24 protein-coding genes are annotated in these 24,088 nt (G+C 65.2%); 13 read left to right on the forward strand and 11 right to left on the reverse strand.

Going from position 1 to position 24,088, the window contains the following annotated elements; translation table 11 throughout:
- The coding region (locus CH274_RS25150; protein ID WP_143546639.1) for an HNH endonuclease signature motif containing protein at positions 1-437 on the forward strand (437 nt) is incomplete at its 5' end.
- 308 nt (positions 438-745) lie between these two features.
- Here CH274_RS25150 and CH274_RS25155 read toward each other — a convergent pair.
- Positions 746-1,801, reverse strand: coding sequence for an iron-siderophore ABC transporter substrate-binding protein (locus tag CH274_RS25155; protein ID WP_094659272.1), 1,056 nt, complete (start codon positions 1,799-1,801; stop codon positions 746-748).
- Between the two features lie 103 nt (positions 1,802-1,904).
- On the opposite strand from CH274_RS25155, the gene CH274_RS25160 reads away from it, so the two are divergent.
- Together CH274_RS25160 and CH274_RS25165 are read left to right on the forward strand one after the other, a co-directional pair.
- On the forward strand, positions 1,905-2,729 hold the full coding sequence (locus CH274_RS25160) for an SDR family NAD(P)-dependent oxidoreductase (RefSeq protein WP_094659273.1): 825 nt from the start codon (positions 1,905-1,907) through the stop codon (positions 2,727-2,729).
- Positions 2,726-3,220 carry an SRPBCC family protein gene (locus CH274_RS25165; RefSeq protein ID WP_094659274.1) on the forward strand — a complete coding sequence of 165 codons (495 nt, stop codon included), beginning with the start codon at positions 2,726-2,728 and terminating at the stop codon, positions 3,218-3,220. The genes CH274_RS25160 and CH274_RS25165 overlap by 4 nt, the downstream gene beginning before the upstream one ends.
- A 3-nt stretch (positions 3,221-3,223) precedes the next feature.
- On the opposite strand, the gene CH274_RS25170 is transcribed toward CH274_RS25165, so the two are convergent.
- Positions 3,224-3,733 (reverse strand): mycothiol transferase, encoded by a 510-nt coding sequence (locus CH274_RS25170; protein WP_094631622.1) that lies wholly within the window; start codon positions 3,731-3,733, stop codon positions 3,224-3,226.
- A gap of 98 nt (positions 3,734-3,831) precedes the next feature.
- Here CH274_RS25170 and CH274_RS25175 point away from each other — a divergent pair, with 98 nt between their 5' ends.
- Positions 3,832-4,866, forward strand: coding sequence for an NADPH:quinone reductase (locus CH274_RS25175; RefSeq protein ID WP_094659275.1), 1,035 nt, complete (start codon positions 3,832-3,834; stop codon positions 4,864-4,866).
- A 1-nt stretch (position 4,867) separates the two neighbouring features.
- Here the strand turns inward: CH274_RS25175 and CH274_RS25180 are convergent, their stop codons facing one another.
- Positions 4,868-5,341, reverse strand: coding sequence for a phosphoribosyltransferase (locus tag CH274_RS25180; protein ID WP_094659276.1), 474 nt, complete (start codon positions 5,339-5,341; stop codon positions 4,868-4,870).
- 83 nt (positions 5,342-5,424) lie between these two features.
- Here CH274_RS25180 and CH274_RS25185 point away from each other — a divergent pair, with 83 nt between their 5' ends.
- From CH274_RS25185 to CH274_RS25195, 3 genes are all read left to right on the forward strand, one after another.
- A complete protein-coding gene (locus CH274_RS25185) occupies positions 5,425-6,093 on the forward strand; it encodes a class I SAM-dependent methyltransferase (RefSeq protein WP_094659277.1) in 669 nt (222 codons plus the stop codon).
- 9 nt (positions 6,094-6,102) lie between these two features.
- Positions 6,103-6,465 (forward strand): VanZ family protein, encoded by a 363-nt coding sequence (locus CH274_RS25190; protein ID WP_032396514.1) that lies wholly within the window; start codon positions 6,103-6,105, stop codon positions 6,463-6,465.
- A gap of 230 nt (positions 6,466-6,695) precedes the next feature.
- Positions 6,696-8,117 carry a stealth family protein gene (locus CH274_RS25195; RefSeq protein ID WP_032396539.1) on the forward strand — a complete coding sequence of 474 codons (1,422 nt, stop codon included), beginning with the start codon at positions 6,696-6,698 and terminating at the stop codon, positions 8,115-8,117.
- Here CH274_RS25195 and CH274_RS25200 read toward each other — a convergent pair.
- Positions 8,114-9,025: a phosphodiesterase gene (locus CH274_RS25200; RefSeq protein WP_032396538.1), complete on the reverse strand. Its 912-nt coding sequence runs from the start codon at positions 9,023-9,025 to the stop codon at positions 8,114-8,116. The genes CH274_RS25195 and CH274_RS25200 overlap by 4 nt on opposite strands.
- Positions 9,026-9,185: 160 nt before the next feature.
- Here CH274_RS25200 and CH274_RS25205 point away from each other — a divergent pair, with 160 nt between their 5' ends.
- A complete protein-coding gene (locus CH274_RS25205; RefSeq protein ID WP_094659278.1) occupies positions 9,186-9,995 on the forward strand; it encodes an alpha/beta hydrolase in 810 nt (269 codons plus the stop codon).
- 76 nt (positions 9,996-10,071) lie between these two features.
- On the opposite strand, the gene CH274_RS25210 is transcribed toward CH274_RS25205, so the two are convergent.
- A complete protein-coding gene (locus CH274_RS25210; RefSeq protein ID WP_094659279.1) occupies positions 10,072-11,199 on the reverse strand; it encodes an acyl-CoA dehydrogenase family protein in 1,128 nt (375 codons plus the stop codon).
- 17 nt (positions 11,200-11,216) lie between these two features.
- Entirely contained in the window at positions 11,217-12,392 is a 1,176-nt protein-coding gene (locus CH274_RS25215) for an acyl-CoA dehydrogenase family protein (RefSeq protein WP_032396511.1), read from the reverse strand.
- Between the two features lie 78 nt (positions 12,393-12,470).
- Between CH274_RS25215 and CH274_RS25220 the strand changes: the two genes are divergently transcribed.
- The 4 genes from CH274_RS25220 to CH274_RS25235 are packed head-to-tail and all read left to right on the forward strand — an operon-like array spanning position 12,471 to position 15,794.
- Positions 12,471-13,025: a histidine phosphatase family protein gene (locus CH274_RS25220; RefSeq protein WP_032396510.1), complete on the forward strand. Its 555-nt coding sequence runs from the start codon at positions 12,471-12,473 to the stop codon at positions 13,023-13,025.
- A gap of 14 nt (positions 13,026-13,039) precedes the next feature.
- Positions 13,040-13,522 (forward strand): RidA family protein, encoded by a 483-nt coding sequence (locus tag CH274_RS25225; RefSeq protein ID WP_032396509.1) that lies wholly within the window; start codon positions 13,040-13,042, stop codon positions 13,520-13,522.
- Positions 13,523-13,560: 38 nt separating this feature from the next.
- The gene (locus CH274_RS25230) at positions 13,561-15,051 is read left to right on the forward strand and encodes an ABC transporter permease subunit (protein WP_094659280.1); all 1,491 of its coding nucleotides are present in this window, start codon (positions 13,561-13,563) and stop codon (positions 15,049-15,051) included.
- A complete protein-coding gene (locus CH274_RS25235; RefSeq protein ID WP_094629627.1) occupies positions 15,048-15,794 on the forward strand; it encodes an amino acid ABC transporter ATP-binding protein in 747 nt (248 codons plus the stop codon). The genes CH274_RS25230 and CH274_RS25235 overlap by 4 nt, the downstream gene beginning before the upstream one ends.
- On the opposite strand, the gene CH274_RS25240 is transcribed toward CH274_RS25235, so the two are convergent.
- The 4 genes from CH274_RS25240 to CH274_RS25255 all read right to left on the reverse strand — a co-directional run bounded on the left by CH274_RS25240 (position 15,791) and on the right by CH274_RS25255 (position 21,270).
- Positions 15,791-17,899, reverse strand: a complete 2,109-nt coding sequence (locus CH274_RS25240; RefSeq protein WP_094659281.1) for a xanthine dehydrogenase family protein molybdopterin-binding subunit — start codon at positions 17,897-17,899, stop codon at positions 15,791-15,793. The two genes, CH274_RS25235 and CH274_RS25240, sit on opposite strands and share 4 nt — an antisense overlap.
- Complete coding sequence (locus CH274_RS25245; RefSeq protein ID WP_094629625.1) at positions 17,896-18,891, reverse strand: FAD binding domain-containing protein; 996 nt, start codon at positions 18,889-18,891, stop codon at positions 17,896-17,898. Before CH274_RS25245 ends, CH274_RS25240 begins: the two co-directional genes overlap by 4 nt.
- Complete coding sequence (locus tag CH274_RS25250; protein ID WP_094659571.1) at positions 18,888-19,388, reverse strand: 2Fe-2S iron-sulfur cluster-binding protein; 501 nt, start codon at positions 19,386-19,388, stop codon at positions 18,888-18,890. The genes CH274_RS25245 and CH274_RS25250 overlap by 4 nt, the downstream gene beginning before the upstream one ends.
- Before the next feature lie 61 nt (positions 19,389-19,449).
- The gene (locus CH274_RS25255) at positions 19,450-21,270 is read right to left on the reverse strand and encodes a DEAD/DEAH box helicase (protein ID WP_256993691.1); all 1,821 of its coding nucleotides are present in this window, start codon (positions 21,268-21,270) and stop codon (positions 19,450-19,452) included.
- Between the two features lie 277 nt (positions 21,271-21,547).
- Between CH274_RS25255 and CH274_RS25260 the strand changes: the two genes are divergently transcribed.
- The gene (locus CH274_RS25260) at positions 21,548-23,335 is read left to right on the forward strand and encodes an AMP-dependent synthetase/ligase (RefSeq protein ID WP_032396505.1); all 1,788 of its coding nucleotides are present in this window, start codon (positions 21,548-21,550) and stop codon (positions 23,333-23,335) included.
- Positions 23,336-23,392: 57 nt separating this feature from the next.
- Here CH274_RS25260 and CH274_RS25265 read toward each other — a convergent pair whose 3' ends face one another.
- Positions 23,393-24,010, reverse strand: coding sequence for an alpha/beta hydrolase (locus tag CH274_RS25265; RefSeq protein ID WP_045199264.1), 618 nt, complete (start codon positions 24,008-24,010; stop codon positions 23,393-23,395).
- Positions 24,011-24,088: the final 78 nt, after the last annotated feature.

A 24,088-nucleotide genomic window follows, 5' to 3' on the forward strand; every position in this document is an offset into this window, starting at 1 on the left:
CTACCGTCGGGTGGCTCCCCTGGATGGGACCACTGTCGCGCAACACCTCCCGGCAACTCGCCTGCGACTGCCTGCTCACCGCCATCGTCATGGACGAGACGGGTTCCCCGATCAACCTTGCCCGCACCGCACGCACCGTCACCGCCAAACAACGCAAAGCCCTCATCGCGAGAGACCACACCTGCGCCTTCCCCGGCTGCGGCAAACCCGCCGCCTGGACAGAAGCGCATCACATCCGGCACTGGGCCGACGGCGGCCCCACCGACATGAACAACCTCGTCCTCCTGTGCGGATTCCACCACCGACTCCTCCACCACAGTGACTGGGAAGTGTTCATCGGCACCGACAACCACCCGTGGTTCATCCCACCGGCAACCGTCGACCCGTACCGACAACCCCGACCATCCCACGCCCGCGCAGGCCCCCACATCGCCTGACCCTGCCCACACCCCTCCACATACCAATCCAGCCCCGCGCCGAGAACACGGCGCGGGGCTGGAAGAGACTGCTCAACAGGCTGATTCGGGTGAAGTGCCAATGCCGTCACCGCAGTGATGCGGCACCACCTCGGGCACAGCCCGAACCTCCAACGAAGGCCAGCGTGGAGGAAGGGCGACAGAGAGCAGCCCGCGGACGCCATCTTCCGGGCTACGGCCGCCCATCTCTCGAACACGAGCTGCCAGATCGACCGTGGACTTCGGCGTTGTGCACGAGTCGCGTGGTTGCTCCGCTCCGCTCGATCAAGCTATGACGTGCCGGCGTCGAGCTTCGCGACAGCCTCGTCGATCATCGGCACGTATCGCTCGAGTGCCCACGGCACAGTCAGTGGATTGATGATGGACGACCCGGTGACGAAGGACTGATCCGTCGGCGCAACGACCGACCCGCGGGACACGGCCGGAATCTGCTGGTACGCAGGCTGATTCTCGGTGTCGGTACGGTTCTGCGGATCCGAGTAGAACGTGAAGATCAGGTCGGAGTCGTTCAGCAGATTCGCATTCTCCAAGCCGATGACCGACGAGTCGGTGCCCTCGGTCTCGTCGAGCGTGTTCACCACCGGGTCCACCTGCAACCCGAGACCGCGCACCATCGCGACGCGCTGCTCGTCGGCGAGGAACACTCCGAGCGTCCCGGGGCCGGTGTTGTAGATGTACGAAAAGCTCACGTCCGAATACTCGGGGTGCTGGGCGGCGGCGTCGGCGAAGCGCGCCTTGATCTTGTCGACCTCCTCCGCTGCCTTCTGTTCCTCACCCATCGCCTTGCCGATCACGGTGATCTGATCTTCCCAGGTGATCGTCCACGGCTGCTCCTCGTAGGCCACCACCGGAGCGAAGGCACTGAGCTTGTCGAACTGGTCCTGGGTGATGCCGGACCACGGAGCCAGAACGAGATCCGGCTCGAGGGCGGCAATGGCCTCGATGTTCAGTTCGGTTCCGCCGGTGAATTGTTCGGGAAGCTCGGCCCCTAATTCGGTGACCGCGTCGTGTACCCACGGCAGGTAACCGGTGTCGTCGGCACCCCACGAATACTCCTCGACGCCGACCGGGACGGTACCCAGCGCGATCGCCGTCTCCGCCGAACCCTGACCGAGAGTCACAATGCGCTCCGGCTTCTCGGTGATGACCGCCTGCCCCAGTGCCGAATCGATGGTGACGGCCGCGAAATCACCGCCTCCCGACTGCTCGGGCCCGGCAGTGTCGGAAGACGAGCACGCACCGACCACCAGGGCCGACACAGCGAGTGCAGACAGCAGGGACACACGGCGGGCAGTCCGACGACCGCCCGACGAAGCAGAGAACATGGTTACCCTTTCGACAAGCAAAGAAGCATTGAAGTAAGAGTAGGCTAACCTTCAATCAGGATTCAAATGCGCTGCGCAGCGCATATTCGCTACGGTGGGAGCCATGAGTCTTCCTCGTCCCGCCCCTGATCGGACAGCCGTCGTGACCGGAGCGTCCTCGGGAATCGGAGCCGCGATCGCCCGCGTGCTCGCATCCCGTGGCCATGGCGTCACCCTCGTCGCCCGGCGCGCCGACAAGCTCGAAGAGTTGGCACAGGAGATTCGGGCACGGGGAGTCCGAGCCGAAGTGCTCGCAGCGGACCTCTCCGACCGCACGGCGCGCGCCGAATTGCTCGGCCGCATCACCGAACTCGGCCTGATCCCCGACATCTTGATCAACAACGCCGGCCTTTCCACACTCGGACCGGTCGCAGAATCCGATCCCGACGCCGAGATGCACATGATCGAGGTGGATGTCGTCGCTGTCGCAGACCTGTGCACCCGGTTCCTCCCCGGCATGATCGAACGAGGACGCGGCGCGCTGCTCAACGTGGCCTCGACCGCTGCGTTCCAGCCTCTGCCCGGACAGGCCGGATACGGTGCGTGCAAGGCGTTCGTACTCTCCTACACCCAGTCTCTGACCGGCGAACTACGCGGAACCGGCGTGACCGCAACCGCACTGTGCCCCGGACCGGTCCGGACCGGGTTCGGCGAAGCCGCAGGCTTCGCGAAAGACGATGCAGAGAAGGCACTTCCGTCGATCATGTGGGTCTCTGCCGAAACGGTGGCCAGGACTGCCGTCGACGACATGACCAAGGGACGCATGGTGTCGATCCCCGGGCCCGCCAACCGAATCGGATCGATCTTCGCGCAGATCACCCCGCGAACACTGTTGGTCCCGATGCTCACTCGTGTCCATCCCGGCCTGAAGAAGGGTGCATCGTCGTGAAGCGCGAACTCACCGTTTCCGACAGCATCGTCGTTCATGCCGACGCCGATACGCTCTACGCCGCGATCAGCGACCCCACCGAGATGGGTCGGTGGAGCCCCGAGAACACCGGTGCCACCGTCCACGAACCCCGCGAGAGTGCGTACGTGGGAATGGTGTTCGACGGAACCAACAAGCGCGGCCGAGCGAAATGGGTCACTCGCTGCACCGTCACGGCGGCCGACCCGGGGAAGACCTTCGAGTTCCGCGTCCATGCCATCGGCAAGAGCGCTCCGAAGATCAAGGGCGCGAACGCAACCTGGCGTTACGACTTCGAGCCGGTCGAGGGCGGCACGAAAGTCACCGAGACCTGGACCGACGACCGGACGAAGTGGCCCGACGCGCTGGCCCTCGTGTTCGACAAGATCGTCACCAGCGGCAAGACGTTCCCGCAGTTCCAGCGTCGCAACATCCGTAAGACGCTGGAGAACCTGCAGAAGCTCTACGCCTGATTGCTATGCCTGCCGGGTGTAGAGGCCGAGAACGTACGAGGCCTGCCCGGCATGCTGCAGGTCGTCGGAGACCACCGAAACCAGCCGCGCACCCAGGGTGACCGGCGGATCCCAGTTCTCGTCGACGATCCGATCGAGATCGTCGGTCGAAACGCTGCTTACGTAGGCAACGGTTTTCGAGTGCACGGCATCGTGGTATTCACGCAGCAACTCGGCGCTCGAGGTGACCTGAGCGACGTCGGCGGATGACTGGCCGTACCCGATGTCGGACTTGTCGAACGGCAGCCCGAAACGCTCGAACCACGAGTCCGACGTCCAGACCTGTTCGCTTCCGGCCACGTCCGCGATGTGATCGTCCTGCACCCGCGTCAGGTGCCACAACAACCAGGCGATGCTGTTGGCGTCGGCGTCCGGACGATACGTCAACGCAGCCGCAGGGATGTCGTCCAGGACGGAGTGGACGAGCTCCTTGATTCGACCGAACGCGTCGGTGAGCACTTCGTTGTGATTCATGAAATCCGTTTCTCCTCTGACGGGACTGCTGACCACTCGTGCATACCCCGATGTGCTCGCAGGGAACATCGGTGCGGTCCGAGCGCGTTGGACCGAATATGACTGCTCCAGCAATTGTGTACACCCGCACCGGCGATTCGTCCGTCCTCGAACTGAAGGATCGCGAGGTGACCGAGCCCGCCGCAGGCGAAGTGCGTGTCCGCATCGTGGTCTCGGGCGTCAACCCGACGGACTGGAAGAACCGAACCGGCTCCGGACCGGGCGAGAAACTTGCGTTCGACGAGGTGGTACCCAACCAGGACGGTGCCGGAGTGATCGACGCCGTCGGACCCGAGGTCGACGGCGTGGCCGTCGGAGATCGCGTCTGGGTCTACCTCGCCCAGCATCAGCGTCCGACCGGAACAGCGCAGTCTTTCGCAGTCCTACCCGCCTCCCGGGTGGTTCCTCTACCCGACGGCGTCGGATTCGACGTGGGCGCGAGCCTCGGAGTGCCTGCGATGACGGCACACCGCGCACTGACCGTCTCCGAGGACGGACCCACCCGGCTGCACCCGGGTGCACTGGACGGCAAGTCGGTGCTCGTCGCCGGTGGTGCCGGTGCCGTCGGCCATGCCGCTATCCAATTGGCCCGCTGGGCGGGCGCGACCGTGGTGACGACGGTCAGCGGACCGGAGAAGGGCGCACTGGCGACCGCCGCGGGCGCGCACCACGTGGTGAACTACAAGACCGACGACGCCGCCGCCGAGATCCGCGAATTGATCCCCGCCGGAATCGATCTCGTCGTCGAGGTGGCTCCCGCCCAGAATGCCGCGCTCAACGCTGCCGTGGGAGCCAACCGCGCATCGGTTGCCGTCTACGCCAACAACGGCGGCGACACCGTGACCCTCGACGTCCGGCCGAACATGGTGCTCAACACCCGCTACCAGTTCGTACTCCTCTACACCGTGGGACACGAGGCTCTGCGTAACGCCGAGGCGGACGTCAGCGCGGCAGCAGCAGCCGGTGTTCTGGAGGTGGGTGAGGCCACCGGTCTACCGCTGCACCGCTTCCCGCTGAGCGAAACCGCAGCGGCTCACGACGCCGTCGAGAACGGAACGATCGGCAAGGTGCTGATCGACGTCTCCAGCGAATGATTCAGGTGATGACCGGCAACGTGGACCATGGAAAATTGATCCACTTGTCGGTCTCACGCCACGAATAGTCCGGCTGCACAATGGTTCTCGGCTTGGTGTAGATCACGGCCGACCGCACCTCGGGCGTGTGCGCCTTCAACAGGTCGATCACCAGCGCCAGCGTGCGGCCGGAATCGGCGACGTCGTCGACGACGAGCAACTTCTTACCGACGATCGCGTCGGTGTCCAGAAGGGGCTCGAGGACAACCGGATCGGGCAGGGTCTCCTCGATGTCGGAGTAGAACTCGACGTTGAGGGTGCCCGCTGCCTTGACGCCCATGGCGTAGGCAATCGCACCCGCGGGAATGAGACCGCCGCGAGCGATCGCGATGACGATGTCCGGGACGAACCCGTCGTCGACGATCTGCTCGGTGAGTTCACGCGAGGCGTCCCCGAACGTCGCCCACGTCAGTACTTCACGTTCCTGTTCGGTCATGAACGATCACTCTACCCAGACCGCGTTTTGCCAATCGAGCAAATTTGTTTGCGTCCACAGTCGTGAGCGGGCATTCTCGAACCATGGCCGACCACACGCACGCTCACACTCATGCCGCCGACCGGACCCCCGCAGAGCCGGACTTCGAGAACGGTGCCTTCGACGAAGCATTCTGGGACGACCTCTACAACCAGCGCACCACCATCTGGAGCGGACATCCCAATGCCGTGTTGGTACAGGAAGCGTCCGAGCTGACTCCGGGCCGCGCCCTGGACATCGGCTGCGGGGAAGGTGCCGACTCCCTGTGGTTGGCCGGTGAAGGCTGGCACGTGACCGGCGTCGACATCTCCGATGTCGCCCTCGGCCGCGCCCGTGCGGCACAACAGGCACTCGAGCCGCACACACTCGCGGTGAACTGGCAGCAGCACGACGTTCTGGACTGGACTCCTCCGACAGAGGCATTCGATCTCGTGTCGGTGCACTTCCTCCAGGTGCCACCGGACGAGCTCGAATTGACCACCCGCAGGTTCGCCGCATCGGTCTCGCCGAAGGGACGTCTGCTGATCGTCGGCCACAGTCCCAGCGACAGCCACGCCGCGCAGCACCCAGCCAAACACAGACTCTTCGCACCGGAACCGGTCGTCGCTGCAGCGGGCGACGGGTTCGAGGTAATCCACGCCGAACACCGCACCCGCACGACGCCGGACGGCGACGAGCGAATCGACACGGTCGTGGTGCTGCAACGTCGGTAGGCTCGGGCGGTGTTCACGCAGTCGACGTTACGAATTCCCCTGGTCGTCACCTTCGTCGTCGCGCTGATCGTGCTGTTCACCCCCGCATCCGGGGTTCCCTCGGGATTTCAGCACAGCGACAAGATCATCCACTTCGTACTGTTCGCTGCGCTGGCGTACACCTCACGCCTGGCCGGAATCGACTGGATCCGAACCGCACTGTGGGTACTGACGTTCGCGGCGATCTCGGAGGTCCTACAGGCGATCCTGCCTCTGGGACGCTCCGGATCGCTCGCCGACGCCCTTGCCGACGCCGCCGGAGTTGCTGTGGGCCTGCTCGCAGCGAGTCGGGTTCTACCGCAGCGCGTCGAACGCGCCCCGGACCTGCACTAGACTGACCCTGCACCGGGGTCCCTCGGCCAGCGCGCGACTCCGGAAGGAACGTCATCACCTCGTCTTCTGCCCCGCACGATATCTACCTCGTTCCACCGGAGCACGAGACCAACGATGCCGTCACCCGAGAATCTGCCGCATCCGCAGCGCGACTGAGCGAACGATCCGACGTCGTCAGCCACGACGGCCGCTACGCACTGACCATCACCTCCACCACCCCGCACCAGGCGATGGTCGAGGATCTGCTGTTCGTGCGCGCCGTACTCGACGCCGCACACATCAAGTACCTGCTCGTTCGCGGCAACGACGAACGGCCCGTCATCGCCATCGAACTGGCCGCACGCGAAGCGTTGACCACGGCACTGGTGCACGCCTGCCGCGCCGAGCCGTTCTACTCCAAGACCGTCGACGCCCGCGGAAAGGCAGTGTTGGTGGCCGACGGGTCGCTGTCACCGTCCGCGAACGCACGCATCGTCCGCCTGTACCGGCCGCGCGTCGAGCCGTTCAGTGGGTTGTACTACGGCGCGTCGACGGCCGTGCAGATCGAACTGTGGTCGTTCTCCCCGTCCGAGATCGTGCTGCCGATCGAGAATTCGCTGACCAGGCGCAACATCCGGCCCGACGAAGCCGTCCGCGGTACCGTCGAACGCTTCGGCAGAACCTGGCCGACCATCGAGAACATGTTCGCCGACCATGCGTCGGACATCAATTTCGAGATCGACATCGTCTTCTCCTGGGTCGACGGCTCCTCGGCCGAATTCCAGGCCCAGCGGGCGCGGCGGATGGCGAATTACGTCGTCGGTGAGGGCGACGACTCGGCGGCCCGTTACCGGCAGATCGACGAGTTGAAGTACGCCCTGCGGTCGGTGCACATGTACGCGCCGTGGATCAGGCGGATCTTCGTGGCCACCGACTCTCCGAGGCCGGCGTGGCTCGCCGACCATCCCAAGGTGACGTTCGTGCCGAGCGAGGCGTTCTTCGTCGACACCTCCGTGCTGCCGACCCACAATTCGCAGGCCGTCGAAAGCCAGCTGCACCACATACCCGGCTTGTCCGAGCACTTCCTGTACTCGAACGACGACATGTTCTTCGGCCGACCGGTCAGCCCGTCGATGTTCTTCTCCCCCGGCGGGATCAGCATGTTCATCGAGGCGACGACGCGAATCGGGTTGGGTTACAGCGACGCCGACCGCAGCGGGTTCGAGAATGCGGCACGGGTGAACCGTCGAATCCTGCAGGACAGATTCGGTATGACCACGACCCGGCATCTCGAACACGCGGCAACACCGTTGCGGCGCAGTGTGATGCAGGAAATGGAGAACGAGTTCCCGGACGAGTTCGCGTCCACCGCCGCGAGCGCGTTCCGCGCCAGCACCAACATCTCGGTGACGAACTCGCTCTACCACTACTACGCGCTGATGAGTGGACGCGCCGTGGTTCAGAAGGACGCCAAGGTTCGGTACATCGATACCACGACGGTCGCGGGCCTCGACGCCATGGAGAAGTTGCTCCCCAAACGGTCGGTGGACTTCTTCTGCCTCAACGACGGCAGCTTCCCGGAGGTCGACCTCGACCTGCGCACCCGGACGGTGACGCAGTTCCTGGACAAGTACTTCCCCATCGTCGCGCCGTGGGAACGAGAGCAGCGCTAGGCGTCGCTGAACGTCTTCCGCCTCGCACTGTCCGCGATGGTGACTCCCGCTGCGCTCAGCCTGCGTGCGGTCTCCTGAGCCGAGACCGGTTCTCCCACAGTGTCGTACGAGCCCGTCGGCACCACCGAATGCACGACGGTGTCCTCGTAGACGTGGACCAGGTTGTAGCCCTGGGCACCATCGCGACCGCGCAATCCACCGGCGGGCACGTTCAGATCCTGGGTGTAACACGTGGCCGACGCCACCGAGACGGGAATACCCGCGAACGTGGCCGTCGTCGAATAGTGCAGGTGCCCAGCGAGAATGGATCGCACGTCGGTTCCGCGCAACACGTCGGCCAGGCGCGGCTGATCGATCAGCTCGACCAGTACCGCGAGATCGAGCACGGTCGGCACCGGCGGATGATGCATCGCCAGGATCGTGCCGAACTCGGCGGGCGTGGCGAGAGTGTCTGTCAGCCAGGCCAATTGCTCGTCGCCGAGCTCTCCGTGATGGCGACCGGGAACCGTCGTGTCGAGCGTGACGACACGCAGACCGTCGACGTCGTGGACGCGATCGATGGACTGCACGGTCGGTTCGGCGTCGAGAAGCTTCTGGCGGAACATCGCACGGTCGTCGTGATTGCCCATCGCCCAGACGATCTGCGCACCGAGTTCCTCGGCCACGGGCTCGACCAACGCCCGCAGCTTCTCGTAGGCACCGGCCTCGCCCTTGTCCGTCAGGTCTCCGGTGAACACCAACGCGTCGGGGCGCACACCCGAGTTGCGTACGTCGGCCATCACCTGTTCGAGCCGCAACTCACTGTCCACGCCGCCGTACAACCGACCGCCACCGTCGACGAGATGCGTGTCGCTGATGTGCAACAAGCAGTGATGGGGACGTGGGTACTCGGCCATCCGAGACTTCATCGAACTCTCGCTCACGATCATCACCTACGGTTTTGCGATCGCCCGGGTCGGACGAACGCCACTGCTGCAAGCCAAGCATACGAGCGTTCGCTGAGAGGAAGCTGGTCGGATCTCGGCGGTGAACACCGCACGAACTTCCGGCGTGTGACAGGTTGTGGGCATGACGAAACCGACGCTGACGACTCTTCTGGCAACTGCAGGACTGACGGTGGGAGCGATGGTCGGCATCGGCGTCGCCCCCGCTTCCGCGCAGGAGCTGCCGACCGTGGTGCTGGTGCACGGAGCCTTCGCGGACAACACCAGCTGGGACGGCGTCGCCGAGGATCTACGCGGCCGCGGCTACCCCGTGGTGGCGGCGGACAACTCGCTGCGCGGGCCCGCGATCGACGCGGCCTCGGTCACCGACGTGGTCGAGAGCATCGACGGGCCGGTGATCCTGGTGGGCCATTCGTACGGCGGCACGGTAATCAGCAACGTGCACGCCGACAACGTGGAGGCTCTGGTCTACGTCGCCGCGTTCATGCCCGTCGAAGGCGAACCCGTCGCCCTCGAACTCGATCCCATCCGATTTCCGGTGACCGCGCTGGTACCGCCGGTGATCGGGCTGACGGTCGTCGACGACGCGTCGAACATCATCGGCCGCAACGTCGACTCGTACATCACTCCCGCCCTGTTCCGTCCGTTCTTCGCCCCGGATGTCAGCGAGGAGCAGGCCGCTCGCATGGCCGCACACCAGAAGACGATCGCCGCAGGCGCCCTGCTCGAGCCGAGCGGCCCACCGTCCTGGGCGCACACGCCGTCGTGGGCTCTGATCCCCCAGCAGGATCAGATCATCCCGACCTCCGCCGAGCGGTTCATGGCGCAGCGGGCGGGCGCTCAGGTGACCGAGGTGCCGGGTTCGCACGCGATCCTGGTCTCGAACCCCACGGCCGTGGCCGACCTCGTCGCCGCGGCGGATGCGGGCAGCTGACACCCTCCCCCACAACGGCCTCGGGCCCGGTCACCTTTTCGAAGGTGGCCGGGCCCGAGGTGTCTTCTGACGAGAGTCAGATCCCGATCAAGTCGTGATCGGCTACCTTCGACGCCAGGATGCGCAGGTGCTCGTCGGCACCACCGAGAGTGTGCTCGATGGCCACGAGCCGACTGGTGTAGTGCCCGACCGGATATTCGGCGGTGACGCCGATTCCGCCGTGCAACTGAATGGCCTCCTGGCCGATCTTGCGACCGGAGCGGGAGATCTGCAGCTTGGCGCGCGAGGCGATGGTCGGGTCGACGTTGCCATCCGCCAACGACATCGTGGCGTACAGACTCATGCTGCGGGCGAGTTCGAGCAGCACGTACATGTCCGCCGCACGGAAGGTGAGTGCCTGGAACTTGGCCAGCGGAACCCCGAACTGCTTGCGCGCCTTCAAGTAATCGGTGGTCAGTCGCAGCGCCTCCTCCATGGCACCGATAGCCTCGGCGCACAGCGCAGCCTGAGCCCGCACCTCGGCGCCGGTGATGGCCGCTGCCGCGTTCTCGGCGGTACCGAGCGGTTCTGCTGCGACATCGACGAATTCGATCTGCGCGGCGCGCTGACCGTCGTGGGTGGCGTAGGACTTGCGCGTGAGGCCGGTCGCATCGGCATCGACGACGAACAGTCCCGTGCCACCGGTGGGCAGCGTGGCACTGACAACGATGACGTCTGCGCTACCGCCGTGCGGAACCGGGTTCTTGACGCCGTTGATCGCCCACGATCCACCGTCCTCGGTGGCGGTGGTGGCGACCTCGATGTTCGGCCAGCGGCTGCCGGACTCGTTGTGCGCGAACGCCAACATCGACGAACCCTCGGCCACCGGCGGCAGGAGCCGCGCGCGCTGCTCGGCGCTGCCGAGCTCGGAGATCAACCCGCCGGGGACGAGCACGGCGTCGAGAATCGGCTCGGGTGCAAGGCGTCGACCGACCTCGGTCATCACGGCCATGATCTCCACGGGACCGGCGTCCATCCCGCCGTCTTCCTCGCCGAACGTCAGACCCAGCAGCCCGACCTCGGCCAACTGCTTCCAGACGTCGGTGCTCCAGCCCAGTTCACCGGCAACGATCTTGTTGCGCTTCTCGGTGTCGTAGGCCCGCGTGAGCACCTCACGAGTGGTGTCGCGCAGCAGCTTCTGCTCTTCGTTGAGTTCGAAATCCATGTCTTTCAGATGCTCCCTTACAGTCCGAGAATCGCAGAGGCGATGATGGTGCGCTGAACCTCGTTCGAGCCGCCGTAGATGGACACCTTGCGGTAGTTGAGGTACCCCGGTACCGAGCGCTGCGCCCAGCCCTCGCTCTCGATGTCCTCGCCCGCCTCGTAGGGCAGTGAGTCCGGCCCGGCAACGTCCATCAGCAGCTCCGTCGTCGCTTGCTGCAATTCCGATCCCCGCAGCTTGAGGATGGACGACGCCGGATTCGGCTTACCGTCGTCCGAGCTCGACACCAGGCGCAGCTGAGTCAGCTCCAGGGCGAGCAGTTCGTTCTCGACCTCGGCCATCTTGGCCGCGAACAAGGGGTCGTCGAGCAACGTGCCACTGCCGACCTTCGTCTGCGCTGCGTGCTTCTTCGCCTGTCCCAGATGCACTTTGGTGTGTCCGGCCCGGGCGACGCCGGTGCGCTCGTTGCCGAGCAGGAACTTGGCGTAGCTCCAGCCCTGGTTCTCCTCGCCGACGAGATTCTCCGCCGGAACGCGGACGTTGTCGAAGAAGACCTCGTTGACCTCGACGCTGCCGTCGATCAGCTTGATAGGGCGCATCTCGATGCCGGGAGTGTTCAGATCGATGAGCAGGAACGAGATTCCTGCCTGCTTCTTCGGCGCGTCCGGGTTGGTGCGCACGAGCGCGAAGATCCAGTCGGCGTACTGGCCGAGCGTGGTCCACGTCTTCTGTCCGTTGACGATGTAGTCGTCACCGTCGCGGATCGCGGTGGTGCGCAACGACGCCAGGTCCGATCCGGCCTCGGGCTCGGAGAAGCCCTGGCACCACCAGATGTCGAGGTTCGCCGTCTTGGGCAGGAACTTCTCCTTGAGCTCCTGAGAGCCGAACGTCGCGATGACCGGGCCGACCATCGAGGCGTTGAACGCCAGCGGCTCGGGCACCGACGCCAACTGCATCTCGTCGAGCCAGATGTGGCGCTGCACAGCGGTCCAGTCGCGGCCACCGAACTCGGCCGGCCAATGCGGCACGGCCAAGCCGTTCTCGTTGAGGATTCGCATGGTCGTGACCACCTCGTCCTTGCTCAACTCCTGACCCGTCGCGCTCTTCTCGCGAATCTCGGCCGGGACCTTCGTGGTGAAGAACGTCCGCATCTCGTCACGGAACGCGGCCTCTTCTTCTGTGAGGGCAAGATTCATCGACAATCCTCCAAGCTCGTTCGCGTATCTTCGTATCGACCGTACTCCCTGGTAACTCTGGGATATTCTCCGCTCACTATGACTCTTCTGGCACTGGTTCGGCACGGTGAAACGAACTGGAATCTGCACGGGCGTCTGCAGGGCTCATCGGACATTCCTCTCAACGACACCGGCCGTGCCCAGGCCCGCGAGGCCGGCCACGAACTCGAGTACCGAACGTGGGACCACCTGGTCAGCTCCCCGCTGATCAGAGCAGCGGAAACCGCGGACATCATCGGCGCGCACCTGGGCCTTACCCGCACCGCCGAGTTCCCCGACCTGGCCGAGCGGCATTTCGGTGACGCCGAAGGATTCACCGACTGGGACGCGTACTCGCACTGGCCGGACGGCCGGTATCCGGGCCTGGAGCCACGCTCGAACCTGATCGTGCGTGGCGTGCGCGGCGTGGACGAGATCGCCTCGCGCTATCCGGACTCCGCGGTGATCGCCGTGGCGCACGGCGGCGTCATCCGGGCGATCTTCGACGCGATCCGGCGACGCCACTCCCCACGCATCCTCAACGCGGGCGTCTCGACCCTCGAACACGACGGTTCTCGCTGGACCGTTCGCACCATCAACGGCATCCCGGTCTGACAGAGTTTTCCTTCATGGAGATCGAACGTCGCATCACCGAACTGGGCTTCACCTTGCCCGGCGAACCGACCGCCCCACCCGGTTTCGAGTACTCGTTCGAGTGGGTTCGCGTGCGCGGCAACCGAGTCTTCGCGTCGGGCCATTCGCCGCTCGAGCAGGACGGTGCCCTGGCAGGCCCGTTCGGCGCGGTGCCGTCGCAGGTGAGTCTCGACGCCGCCACCGATGCCGCGCGCGATGCGGCTCTCGCCGTGCTGGGCAGCCTCGCCCGTGCGATCGGCGACCTCGATCGAATCAGCGCGTGGCTGACCGTCACCGGATCGGTCAACGCCGACCACGGTTTCACTCAGACCACCACGGTCGTCAACGGCTTCTCCGATCTGGTTCTCGCCATCTTCGGTCCCGAGATCGGTGCCCATGCCCGCACCGCACTCGGGGTGGCCGCACTGCCGATGAACAACACCGTCGTGGTGTCAGCGGAACTGGAGATCGACGGGTAGGTTTGCTCCACTCGTACATACGGCGAAAGCGGGCGCAGATGGTGCGCAGATCGATTCTTGCTCTGGTCGCGATTCTGATCGCCATCCTGGGGTTGTCCGGCTGCAGCTCGTCCTCGCAGTCGCTACTGGACCGGGTGAAGGACGAGGGCGTACTGGTCGTCGGTACCGAGGGAACCTACAGTCCGTTCAGCTATCAGGGCGACGACGGACAACTCACCGGTTACGACATCGACGTCATCAACGCAGTCGGTGCAGAACTGGGCGTACGCGTCGACTTCGTGCAGACCCCGTTCGACTCGATCTTCGCCGGCCTGCAGTCCCAACGGTTCGACCTCATCGCCAACCAGGTCTCGATCACTCCTGCGCGCCAGTCGGCCTACGACCTGTCCACGCCCTACACGGTGTCGGAAGGCCAGATCCTCACCGCCGCAGACGACTCCACCATCACCTCTCTCGCCGACCTGGCCGGCAAGACCACCGCCCAATCCTCGACGAGCAACTGGGCGGAGGTCGCGGCGAACGCAGGCGCGAACGTCGAGGCCGTCGAGGGATTCGTCCAGGCGGTCACGCTCGTCAAGGACGGCCGCGTCGACGCCACCGTCAACGACTCCCTCGCCATCGCCGAGTACCTGCAGCAGACCGGCGACACCGGCGTGAAGATCGCAGGCGAGACCGGAGACACGACCCTGCAATCCTTCGTGGCCCGCAAGGACAGTGGGCTGATGGACGAGGTCGACACGGCCATCGACACACTGCGCGAGAACGGCACCATCGCCGAGATCTCGAACAAGTACTTCGGCAGCGACGTCGCCGCACCCACCGCGGACACCGTGGTTCCGGAGAGCGAGGACGCGGGAACCACTGCACCGTCGAAGATGCAGTTGGTGCTCGACAACCTGTGGCCGATGCTCAAAGCCACGGTGACCATGACGATTCCGCTGACCGCCATCAGCTTCGTCGTCGGACTCGTCATCGCCCTCGCCGTGGCGCTGGCACGCATCTCGTCGAACAAGCCGCTCGCCGCCGTCGCCCGGTTCTACGTCTCGATCATCCGCGGCACTCCCCTGCTGCTGCAGCTGTTCATCATCTTCTACGGGCTGCCGCAGTTCGGAATCGTGATCTCGCCGTTCCCGGCCGCGGTGGTCGCATTCTCGTTGAATGTCGGTGGCTACGCGGCCGAGGTCATCCGTGCCGCGATACTGAGCGTGCCCAAGGGCCAGTGGGAGGCGGCGCAGACCATCGGGATGGGTTACCGAACCACGTTGCAGCGCATCGTGCTTCCGCAGGCACTGCGTACCGCGGTGCCACCGTTGTCGAACACGCTGATCTCGCTCGTCAAGGACACCTCGCTCGCCTCGACCATCCTGGTGACGGAGCTGCTGCGCGTCGCGCAACTCGCGGCGGCACCGACCTTCGACTTCTTCACCCTCTACTCCATTGCGGCGCTGTACTACTGGGCGATCTGCATCGTTCTCTCGTTCTTCCAAGGCAAACTCGAAGTCCGACTCGACAGGTACGTGGCCAAATGACAGACCTGCTGGAAGTATCCGCACTGAAGAAATCGTTCGGGCCACTCGAGGTGTTGAAGGACATCTCGTTCGGCGTGCCGTCCGGCACCGTCACCGTCATCATCGGACCGTCCGGATCCGGCAAGACCACGGTGCTGCGCACACTGAACGCACTCGATCAGGCCGACGCAGGCATCATTCGTATCGGGGACGTGTCGGTGGATTTCTCCGAGCCCGTCGGAGCGCCGCAGCTCCGACATTTCCGCGCCCAGAGCGGCATGGTGTTCCAGAGCCACAACCTGTTTCCGCACAAGACGGTGCTGCAGAACATCATCGAGGGACCGGTGATCGTGCAGAAACGCGCCAAGGACGACGCCATCCGCGACGCGCACGCCATCCTCGATCAGATCGGTCTCGACGCCAAGTCCGACCAGTACCCGTTCCAGCTCTCCGGAGGCCAGCAACAACGCGTCGGAATTGCGCGAGCTCTCGCCCTTCGACCCAAGCTGATGCTGTTCGACGAGCCCACCTCGGCCCTCGATCCCGAGCTCGTCGGCGAGGTTCTGGCCGTCATCAAAGGCCTTGCCGCGCAGGGCTGGACCATGGTGATCGTCACCCACGAAATCCGCTTCGCGCAGCAAGTCGCAGATCAGGTGCTGTTCATCGAGAACGGCGTCGTCCTCGAAAGGGGCACGCCGGAGCAAGTGTTGGTCAATCCGACCGAGCCCCGCACCCGGCAATTCCTGCAGCGGATATTGGCCTAGCGGCCAGTGGAGTGGTCAAGTGCCGCCAGGGGCACTTGACCACTCCACTGCGTCAGCACCTTGTCCAGGGTGATCGGCAGGTCGCGGACGCGAACGCCGGTGGCGTTGTAGACCGCGTTGCCGATGGCCGCCGAGGATCCGACTGCGCCGATCTCGCCGATTCCCTTGCCGCCCATCGGCGCGAGTTCGGTATCGACCTCCTCGATCCACACCGCCTCGAGGTCGGTGACGTCCGCACACGCCGGGATGTGATACTCGGCGAGATCGTGATTGGCGAACCCGCCGAACTCGTGATCGGTGATGCCGTTCTCCATCAGCGCCATTCCGAGTCCGAACGTCATGCCGCCGATGAGCTGAGACCTGGCCAGCCGCGGATTCATCACCGCGCCGATGCCGAACACCCCGAGCATCCGTCGCACCCGCACCTCACCGGTGTCGATGTCGACCGCGACCTCCGCGAACTGAGCGCCGAACGCCATGCGCGCCAACTCCTTCTGGCCCTCGACGTCGTCGGTGGTGTCGGCATCGGCAGAGTTGCCCGGCTCGTACGAACCCTGTGCCTTCAGCGAGTGGCACACCTTCGTGACGGCCCACCCCCAGGACGAGGTACCCGAGGACCCACCGGCTCCGGGAGCTTTCGGCAGAGCGCTGTCGCCGAGTTCGAGTACGACGGCATCTGCGTCCACCTCGAGGGCATCGGCGGCGATCTGGCGCAGCACGGTGCGCGCACCGGTCCCGATGTCCGACGCAGCGACGGACACCGTGATCGTGCCGTCCTGCTCCACACGCGCCGACGCGGCACTCGGTGAGATCAACACCGGGTAGCTGGCCGTCGCGACTCCCACGCCGATCAGGGTGTTGCCTTCTCGGCGGCGACCGGGCGCGGACTCGCGGCGGTCCCAGCCGAACTTCTCGGCACCCTCGCGCAGGCACTGGACCACGCTGCGAGAGCTGAACGGGTTGCCGCTCGCGGGATCGACGTCCGGCTCGTTGCGGATCCGCAGGTCGATCGGATCGATGCCGGTGGCCACAGCCAGTTCGTCGATGGCCGTCTCGACGGCGAACATGCCGGGCGCTTCACCGGGAGCCCGCATCCAGCGCGGAGTTCCGACGTCCAGCTGCGCGAGTCGGTGAGTGGTGCGACGGTTCGGGGACGCGTAGATGTGGCGAGTGGATTCCGACGTCTGCTCGCAGAACTCGAAGATCGTGCTGGTCTGCTGAAACGAGTCGTGCGTGATGGCCTGCAGGGTTCCTGTCGAATCAGCGCCCAGCCGGACGCGATTGAGCGTCGGGGTGCGATAGCCGACGACGTCGAAAAGAGCTTGCCTCGGCAACACCAACTTGACGGTGCGGCCGGTGGCTCGCGCGGCCATCGCCGCGAGGATCACGTTGGGCCGCGTACTGCCCTTGGCTCCGAAACCGCCGCCGACGTTCTCCGCGATCACTCGAACGTTCTCGGGCTCGAGGTCGAAGGCCGTGGCGAGGTCGCCCTGAACACCCGACGGTGCCTGCGTCGAATCCCAGACCGTCAGCACGCCGTCGGACCACTGCGACGTGGTGGCGTGCGGCTCCATCGGACTGTTGTGCATCGGCGCGGTGGAGTACCAGTTGTCGATCAGATGCTCGGCCGATGCGAGCGCCGCATCGGGATCGCCGACGGTGACGTCGGTGGGAAACCCCGCGTTGACCGATTCCGGCGCATACAGCGAACCGTGGTCTGCGGTCAGAGTGTTGTCGGGAGAACGCACGTCGGCGTAGCGCACGTGCACTCGGGCTGCGGCGGCGCGGGCATCCTGGAGGGTGTCTGCCACGACGACGGCCACGATCTGACCTCGATAGGCGACGGTGTTCGACTGAAGCACATGCAGTTCGGCGTCCTCGATATCACCCAGTTGCTCGGCGTTGTCGTGCCACAGAACTGCGTGAACCGTAGCGTCGGCGTCCAGTTCGACACGTTCGACCGTGCCGGCAGGAACGGTCGCGGGCACGTACCAGGCGTACAGCTGCCCGACGGCCGGCGGCTGCTCGGCGGCATAACGGGCTCGACCGGTGACCTTCGCGATCGATTCGGTGCGCTGGATCGGTTGTCCGATCGATGCGGTCATGACCGATCTCCCGACTCCGTGAGTTCGACCAACGTGCGAGCGACCAGGTTGGTCACGAGCGGGACCTTGAATGCGTTGTCACGCAACGGCTCTGCCGCGTCCAGTTCCAGTGCGATCGCGCGCCGGAACGACGCCTCGTCGGCGGCCGCGCCGAGCAGCGCGTGCTCGGCCGTGCGGGCCCGCCACGGTTTGTGCGCGACACCGCCCAGCGCGATCGACACCCCGCGCACGATCCCGTCCTCGACGTCGAGAGTGGCGGCGACCGAGGCGATCGCGAAGGCATAGGACTGCCGGTCGCGCACCTTGCGGTAGGTCGAGACGGTACCGGCCGCCGGTGCCGGAATCTCGATGGCCGTGACGATTTCGTCTCGGGCGACGGTGTTGTCGCGCTCGGGCGCGTCACCGGGCAACCGGTAGAAGTCGTCGATATCGACCACACGCTCACCGTCGACCCCCTGGACGACGATGCGTGCGTCGAGGGCGGTCAGCGCGACCGCCATGTCGGAGGGATGCGTCGCCACGCAGGCCTGCGAAGCTCCGAGAATGGCCAGGTTTCGGTGTTCACCCGTCCGGGCCGGGCAGCCCGAACCGGGTTCGCGTTTGTTGCACGGCTTCGATGCATCCATGAAGTACACACACCGGGTGCGCTGGAACAGGTTTCCGCCCGTGGTCGCCATGTTGCGCAACTGGCCCGACGCACCGGAGAGCACGGCCCGTGAGAGCACCGGATAACGCTGACGCACCACCGGATGCACCGCGAGATCACTGTTGGTCACACCCGAACCGACACGAAGCGATCCGTCGTCGGATACGTCTATGTCGTGCAACGGAAGTCGCGTGACGTCGATCAGCGTCGTCGGACCCACGACACCGAGCTTCATCAGGTCGACGAGGTTGGTTCCCCCGCCGAGCACCATCGCATTCTCGTTCTCGGCGAGGCGAGCCACCGCGTCGTCGACCGCGGTGGCTGCGTCGTACTCGAAGGTCTTCACGATGCGTCCCGTACTGCCGAGACGATATTGCAGTAGGCACCACAACGACAGAGGTTGCCGCTCATACGTTCTCGCACTTCATCGGAGTCGAGTTCGACGTCGGCGGCCTCGATGTCCTCGGTGACCGCGCTCGGCCAACCCTGCTTCGCCTCTTCGATCACCGCGACCGCCGAACAGATCTGCCCGGAAGTGCAGTACCCGCACTGGAACGCGTCGCGATCGACGAACGCCTGCTGCACGGGATGCAGTGTGTCGCCGTCGGACAATCCCTCGATCGTGGTGATGTCGCGATTCTGTTGTGCAACCGCGAACGTCAGGCAGCTGTTGATCCGCCGTCCGTCGACCAACACCGTGCAGGCACCGCACTGCCCGTGGTCACACCCCTTCTTGGCACCGATCAGATCGAGGTTCTCCCGAAGAGCGTCGAGCAGGGTGGATCGGGTGTCGCAGTCGATCTGGCGATCGATGCCGTTGACACGGAGGGTGACGTTGGTCATGCACGGGCGGATACCCGAGGCCGGATCCACCAAACGCTCGCGCTGGGGTCGTGCGTGCGCGCTAGCGCTTCCCCTTGAACTTTCCGCCACCGCGCGGACCGCCGCTACGTCCGGGAGGGCCGGAATCGGGTTGCAGCTGAATCAGCACGCCACTGATACGGGTGCGGCGCAACGCCTCGACCGTCTCGTCGGCAAGATCTGCGGGCAGCTCCACCAGCGAGTGGTCGGGACGAATACTGATGTGCCCGAAGTCGCTTCGACGCAGCCCGCCCTCGTTGGCGATGGCACCGACGATGGCACCGGGAGCAACATGATGACGCTTGCCGACGCTGATGCGGTACGTCGCCATCTCCTGGCCCGTCTTGCGGTGATGCGAGCTGGCGGCATCCTCGTCGAACGTGCGCGGCGGCCGCGGCTCACGCGGCTCACGGGGTGCCCGCGGCGGGGCAGGCGGCTCCGGCTTCAACAGGAACGCTTCGCCGTCGCGCGACTGGATCGCCAGCGCGGCGGCGATGTCGACCAACGGCACATCGTGCTCGCGCTCGTAGTCCTCGATGAGCCGGCGGAACAAGGCCAGATTCTCGTTGCCGAGGCTGTCGGTGATGGAGTCCTTGAACTTCGTCACGCGCTGCGCATTGACGTCGTCGACGCTGGGGAGCTGCATCTCGGTGATCGGCTGACGCGTCGCACGTTCGATGGCCTTGAGCAGATGCCGCTCGCGCGGTGCGACGAACAACAGAGCCTGACCGGCCCGCCCCGCGCGACCGGTGCGACCGATGCGGTGCACATAGGACTCGGTGTCGTGCGGGATGTCGTAGTTGATGACGTGCGAGATGCGGTCGACGTCGAGACCGCGAGCCGCGACATCGGTGGCCACCAGGATGTCGACCTGGCCGTTCTTGAGTTGGCCGATGGTGCGCTCACGCTGGGCCTGCACGATGTCGCCGTTGATCGCCGCGGCCGAGAAGCCCCGTGCCCGCAGCTTCTCGGCGAGCTCCTCGGTGGCCTGCTTGGTGCGGACGAACATGATCATGGCCTCGAACTCTTCGACCTCGAAGATTCGAGTGAGCGCTTCGAGCTTGCGCTGATGCGCCACCTGCACGTAGCGCTGGGTTATGTTCGGTGCCGTCGACGTCTTGGTCTTGACGGTGATCTCCACCGGGTCGTGCAGATACTGCTTGGAGATCTTGCGAATCGCGGCAGGCATCGTGGCCGAGAACAACGCGACCTGCTTGTACTCCGGGGTATCGGAGAGGATGCGCTCGACGTCCTCCTGGAAGCCCATCTTGAGCATCTCGTCGGCCTCGTCGAGCACCAGGTACTCGAGGCCGGACAGGTCGAGGGTGCCCTTCTCGAGGTGGTCGATGACGCGACCGGGGGTACCGACGATGATCTGCGCGCCCTTACGCAGGCCCGAGAGCTGTATGCCGTACGCCTGACCGCCGTAGATCGGCAGGATGTGCAGACCCGGAATGTGCGTGGCGTACTTGCCGAACGCCTCGGCGACCTGGAGCGCGAGCTCCCGGGTCGGGGCCAGCACCAGGGCCTGCGGTACTCGACGCGAGACGTCGAGACGCGACAGGATCGGCACTGCGAACGCGGCGGTCTTGCCGGTTCCGGTCTGCGCGAGGCCGACGACATCGTTGCCGGCCATCAGCGGCGGAATGGTGGCCGCCTGAATAGGCGACGGCGACTCGTACCCCACGTCACGCAGGGCCTTCAGGACCCGCTCGTCGATGCCGAGATCGGCAAAAGTGATGTCGTCACCCGTCGCCGAGGACGACTCGCTCGCGCGGACCGGATCGGAAGCGGACTCCTGAGGGGGCGAATTCGTCTCGTCCGACGTCACGGCGGCATCCTGTTCAGTTTCTGAAGTGCTCATATGCTGCACGAGTTTAGTACCTGCTCGGGCACCGCGACCCCTTCTACGCTGATCAGGTGACGAAACCGGTCACGACGGCATGCGGTGCGAGCGGCCTCACACCGGCAACCCGACGCCCGAACCCGACTGCAGGCAGTTAAGTTGTACCCCGAGTCACACTCAACTCCCTCGGACTCGCGGCAAAGTCGACAAACCGGACACCCCGGATGGTGCGCCACGGCCTCGAATGTGATGAAATGCACAACTACCACGCTATTTTTCCGTAAGGGGTCCAGCAGTGCGCGAATATTCTGTGCCGGCGTCGTTCACCATTCCTGACGACGCATCCATGGCCGACACCGTCTACAGGTACGAGAAGGAATCGCCGAACTTCGTACCCTTCCAGCGACTGGAGAACGGCAACTGGACCGACGTCACCGCAGCTCGATTCGCGAAAGAGGTCGCCGCAGCGGCCAAGGGACTGATCGCGTCCGGAATCGAACTCGGCGACCGAGTCGCCATCCTCAGCGCGACGCGTTACGAGTGGGTCGTCCTCGACTACGCCATCTGGTCGGCAGGCGGCTGCACCGTCGCGATCTACGAGACATCCTCCGCCGATCAGGCGCAATGGATCCTCGAGGACTCCGCCACGAAGCTGCTCGTCGTCGAGACCGCAGCGCACGCCTCGAACCTCAAAGAGGTCACCGAGGGCGCCAAGGATCTGCGTGAGGTTCTGCAGATCGACGCCGGAGCCATCGAAGAACTGACCACCCGTGGTGCCGGGGTCAGCGACGAGGATCTGCACGCGCGACGCCATCAGGTCAGCGCGGCATCGCCCGCCACCCTGATCTACACCTCGGGCACCACCGGTCGCCCCAAGGGCGTCCAGCTCACACACGCCAACTTCTACGCCGAGGTTCAGGCCACCCAGATCGCGCTGCACGACTCGATGAAGGAGGGCAATCGCACACTGATGTTCCTTCCTATGGCGCATGTGTTCGCCCGCGCCGTGTCGTTCGGCTCGTTCGAGTCCAAGGTGACCGTTGGGCACACCTCGGACGTGACGACGCTGGTGGATCAGTTCGCGGTGTTCAAGCCGGACTTCATCCTGTCAGTGCCGCGCGTGTTCGAGAAGGTCTACAACTCCGCCAAGCAGAAGGCGCACGACGGCGGCAAGGGTTCCATCTTCGACAAGGCCGCCGCGACGGCCATCGAGTGGAGCGAGGCCCAGGAGAAGGGCGGAGCCGGGCTCGTCCTGAATCTCAAGCACACGGTGTTCGACAAGCTCGTGTACTCCAAGCTGCGCGCCGCACTCGGCGGCAACTGCACCCGCGCGGTGTCCGGCGGCGGACCTCTCGGTGCCCGCCTCGGCCACTTCTTCCGCGGTGCAGGAGTTCCGGTCTACGAGGGCTACGGACTGACCGAGACAAGCGCGGCGATCACCGTCAACACCACCAAGGATCAGCGCGTCGGCACCGTCGGCAAGCCCATCGACGGCCACTCGGTGAAGGTCGCCGAGGACGGCGAACTGCTGCTCAAGGGACCGGTCGTGTTCAGCGGCTACTGGCACAACGAGAAGGCGACGGCAGAGGCCATCGTCGACGGCTGGTTCCACACCGGCGACCTCGGCACCATCGACCAGGAAGGCTACGTCTCGATCACCGGCCGCAAGAAGGAGATCATCGTGACCGCGGGCGGCAAGAACGTCGCCCCCGCAGTGCTCGAGGACGCCCTCCGCGCGAACGCGATCATCAGCCAGTGCCTCGTGGTCGGCGACGCGAAGCCGTTCATCGGTGCGCTCATCACCCTCGACCCCGAGGCATTGCCGGGCTGGCTCGAGCGACACGGCCTCTCGGCCGACATCCCGTTCTCGGAGCTGTCGAAGAACGCCGACCTCGTCGCCGAGATCGACAAGGCCGTCGCCGAGGCCAACAAGAAGGTCTCCAACCCCGAGCAGATCAAGAAGTACACGATCCTCGAGAACGATTTCACCGTCGAAACCGGTGAGCTCACCCCCACGATGAAGCTCAAGCGCAACATCATCCACGCCGAGCGCGGCAGCGACATCGAGGCGATCTACTCGTAGATCGACCATCCGACGACGAGGGCCCGGTGCGATGCGCACCGGGCCCTCGTCGTCGGGTCAGGACATGTGATCGTCGAGGAACTCCGCCACCACCGAGGTCACCTGCAGATGGATCTTCTCGTGCAGCAGGTCGTGGCCCCCGTCCTCGAATTCACGCAGTGACGAGTCCGGAACACTGCCGATCCACTCGCGCACCGCATCGATCGGAGCCAGGCGATCGTCGACTCCGTGTACCGCGAGGATCGGAATCACGTTGTCGGCGAGATCGTTGGCCGAGCCGGTCACGGACTTGGGGGTGCCGCACAGCACCGCGCACCGAACCGCCTCGGGATGCGCTCCGAGGGCCGCGATGGCCGTGGCCGCGCCGAGGGAATGACCCATCAGGGCGAACGACAACTCGGGGTGCTCGGCTTCGGCGATGTCGAGCAACTGCAGCGCATTCTGCGCGAGGCCGGGAATCTGAGCGGCGTCGGTCAACTCACCTTCGGTGAGGCCGTGGCCCACGTGATCGACCGCCCACACGTCGACTCCGCGTCCGTTGAGGACCCGAGCGAAGCGGTGATAGTGGCCGCTGTTCTGGCCGAGACCGTGCAGAAAAACGAGACCGAAACGAGCATCGGGAACAGTCCAGTTTCGGTAATGGACAGCACCGGTGGCTCCGTCGAAAAAAGGCATTCGATCATTTTGCCTCCTCGCGACGGCATCCGCGCGCAACGTGACCGGTGCCGCTCCCGGCGGTGACTAGGGTGGGCG

The organism is Rhodococcus sp. 06-418-5, from assembly GCF_002258285.1.
Classification (GTDB): domain Bacteria; phylum Actinomycetota; class Actinomycetes; order Mycobacteriales; family Mycobacteriaceae; genus Rhodococcoides.

Bases quoted from the DNA above. Each gene is read 5' to 3' on its own strand.
- CH274_RS25155 (WP_094659272.1), bottom strand. From the start codon at position 1,801: ATGTTCTCTGCTTCGTCGGGCGGTCGTCGGACTGCCCGCCGTGTGTCC.
- CH274_RS25160 (WP_094659273.1), top strand. From the start codon at position 1,905: ATGAGTCTTCCTCGTCCCGCCCCTGATCGGACAGCCGTCGTGACCGGA.
- CH274_RS25170 (WP_094631622.1), bottom strand. From the start codon at position 3,733: ATGAATCACAACGAAGTGCTCACCGACGCGTTCGGTCGAATCAAGGAG.
- CH274_RS25175 (WP_094659275.1), top strand. From the start codon at position 3,832: ATGACTGCTCCAGCAATTGTGTACACCCGCACCGGCGATTCGTCCGTC.
- CH274_RS25180 (WP_094659276.1), bottom strand. From the start codon at position 5,341: ATGACCGAACAGGAACGTGAAGTACTGACGTGGGCGACGTTCGGGGAC.
- CH274_RS25185 (WP_094659277.1), top strand. From the start codon at position 5,425: ATGGCCGACCACACGCACGCTCACACTCATGCCGCCGACCGGACCCCC.
- CH274_RS25195 (WP_032396539.1), top strand. From the start codon at position 6,696: ATGGTCGAGGATCTGCTGTTCGTGCGCGCCGTACTCGACGCCGCACAC.
- CH274_RS25200 (WP_032396538.1), bottom strand. From the start codon at position 9,025: ATGAAGTCTCGGATGGCCGAGTACCCACGTCCCCATCACTGCTTGTTG.
- CH274_RS25205 (WP_094659278.1), top strand. From the start codon at position 9,186: ATGACGAAACCGACGCTGACGACTCTTCTGGCAACTGCAGGACTGACG.
- CH274_RS25210 (WP_094659279.1), bottom strand. From the start codon at position 11,199: ATGGATTTCGAACTCAACGAAGAGCAGAAGCTGCTGCGCGACACCACT.
- CH274_RS25215 (WP_032396511.1), bottom strand. From the start codon at position 12,392: ATGAATCTTGCCCTCACAGAAGAAGAGGCCGCGTTCCGTGACGAGATG.
- CH274_RS25220 (WP_032396510.1), top strand. From the start codon at position 12,471: ATGACTCTTCTGGCACTGGTTCGGCACGGTGAAACGAACTGGAATCTG.
- CH274_RS25225 (WP_032396509.1), top strand. From the start codon at position 13,040: ATGGAGATCGAACGTCGCATCACCGAACTGGGCTTCACCTTGCCCGGC.
- CH274_RS25230 (WP_094659280.1), top strand. From the start codon at position 13,561: ATGGTGCGCAGATCGATTCTTGCTCTGGTCGCGATTCTGATCGCCATC.
- CH274_RS25235 (WP_094629627.1), top strand. From the start codon at position 15,048: ATGACAGACCTGCTGGAAGTATCCGCACTGAAGAAATCGTTCGGGCCA.
- CH274_RS25240 (WP_094659281.1), bottom strand. From the start codon at position 17,899: ATGACCGCATCGATCGGACAACCGATCCAGCGCACCGAATCGATCGCG.
- CH274_RS25250 (WP_094659571.1), bottom strand. From the start codon at position 19,388: ATGACCAACGTCACCCTCCGTGTCAACGGCATCGATCGCCAGATCGAC.
- CH274_RS25255 (WP_256993691.1), bottom strand. From the start codon at position 21,270: ATGAGCACTTCAGAAACTGAACAGGATGCCGCCGTGACGTCGGACGAG.
- CH274_RS25265 (WP_045199264.1), bottom strand. From the start codon at position 24,010: ATGCCTTTTTTCGACGGAGCCACCGGTGCTGTCCATTACCGAAACTGG.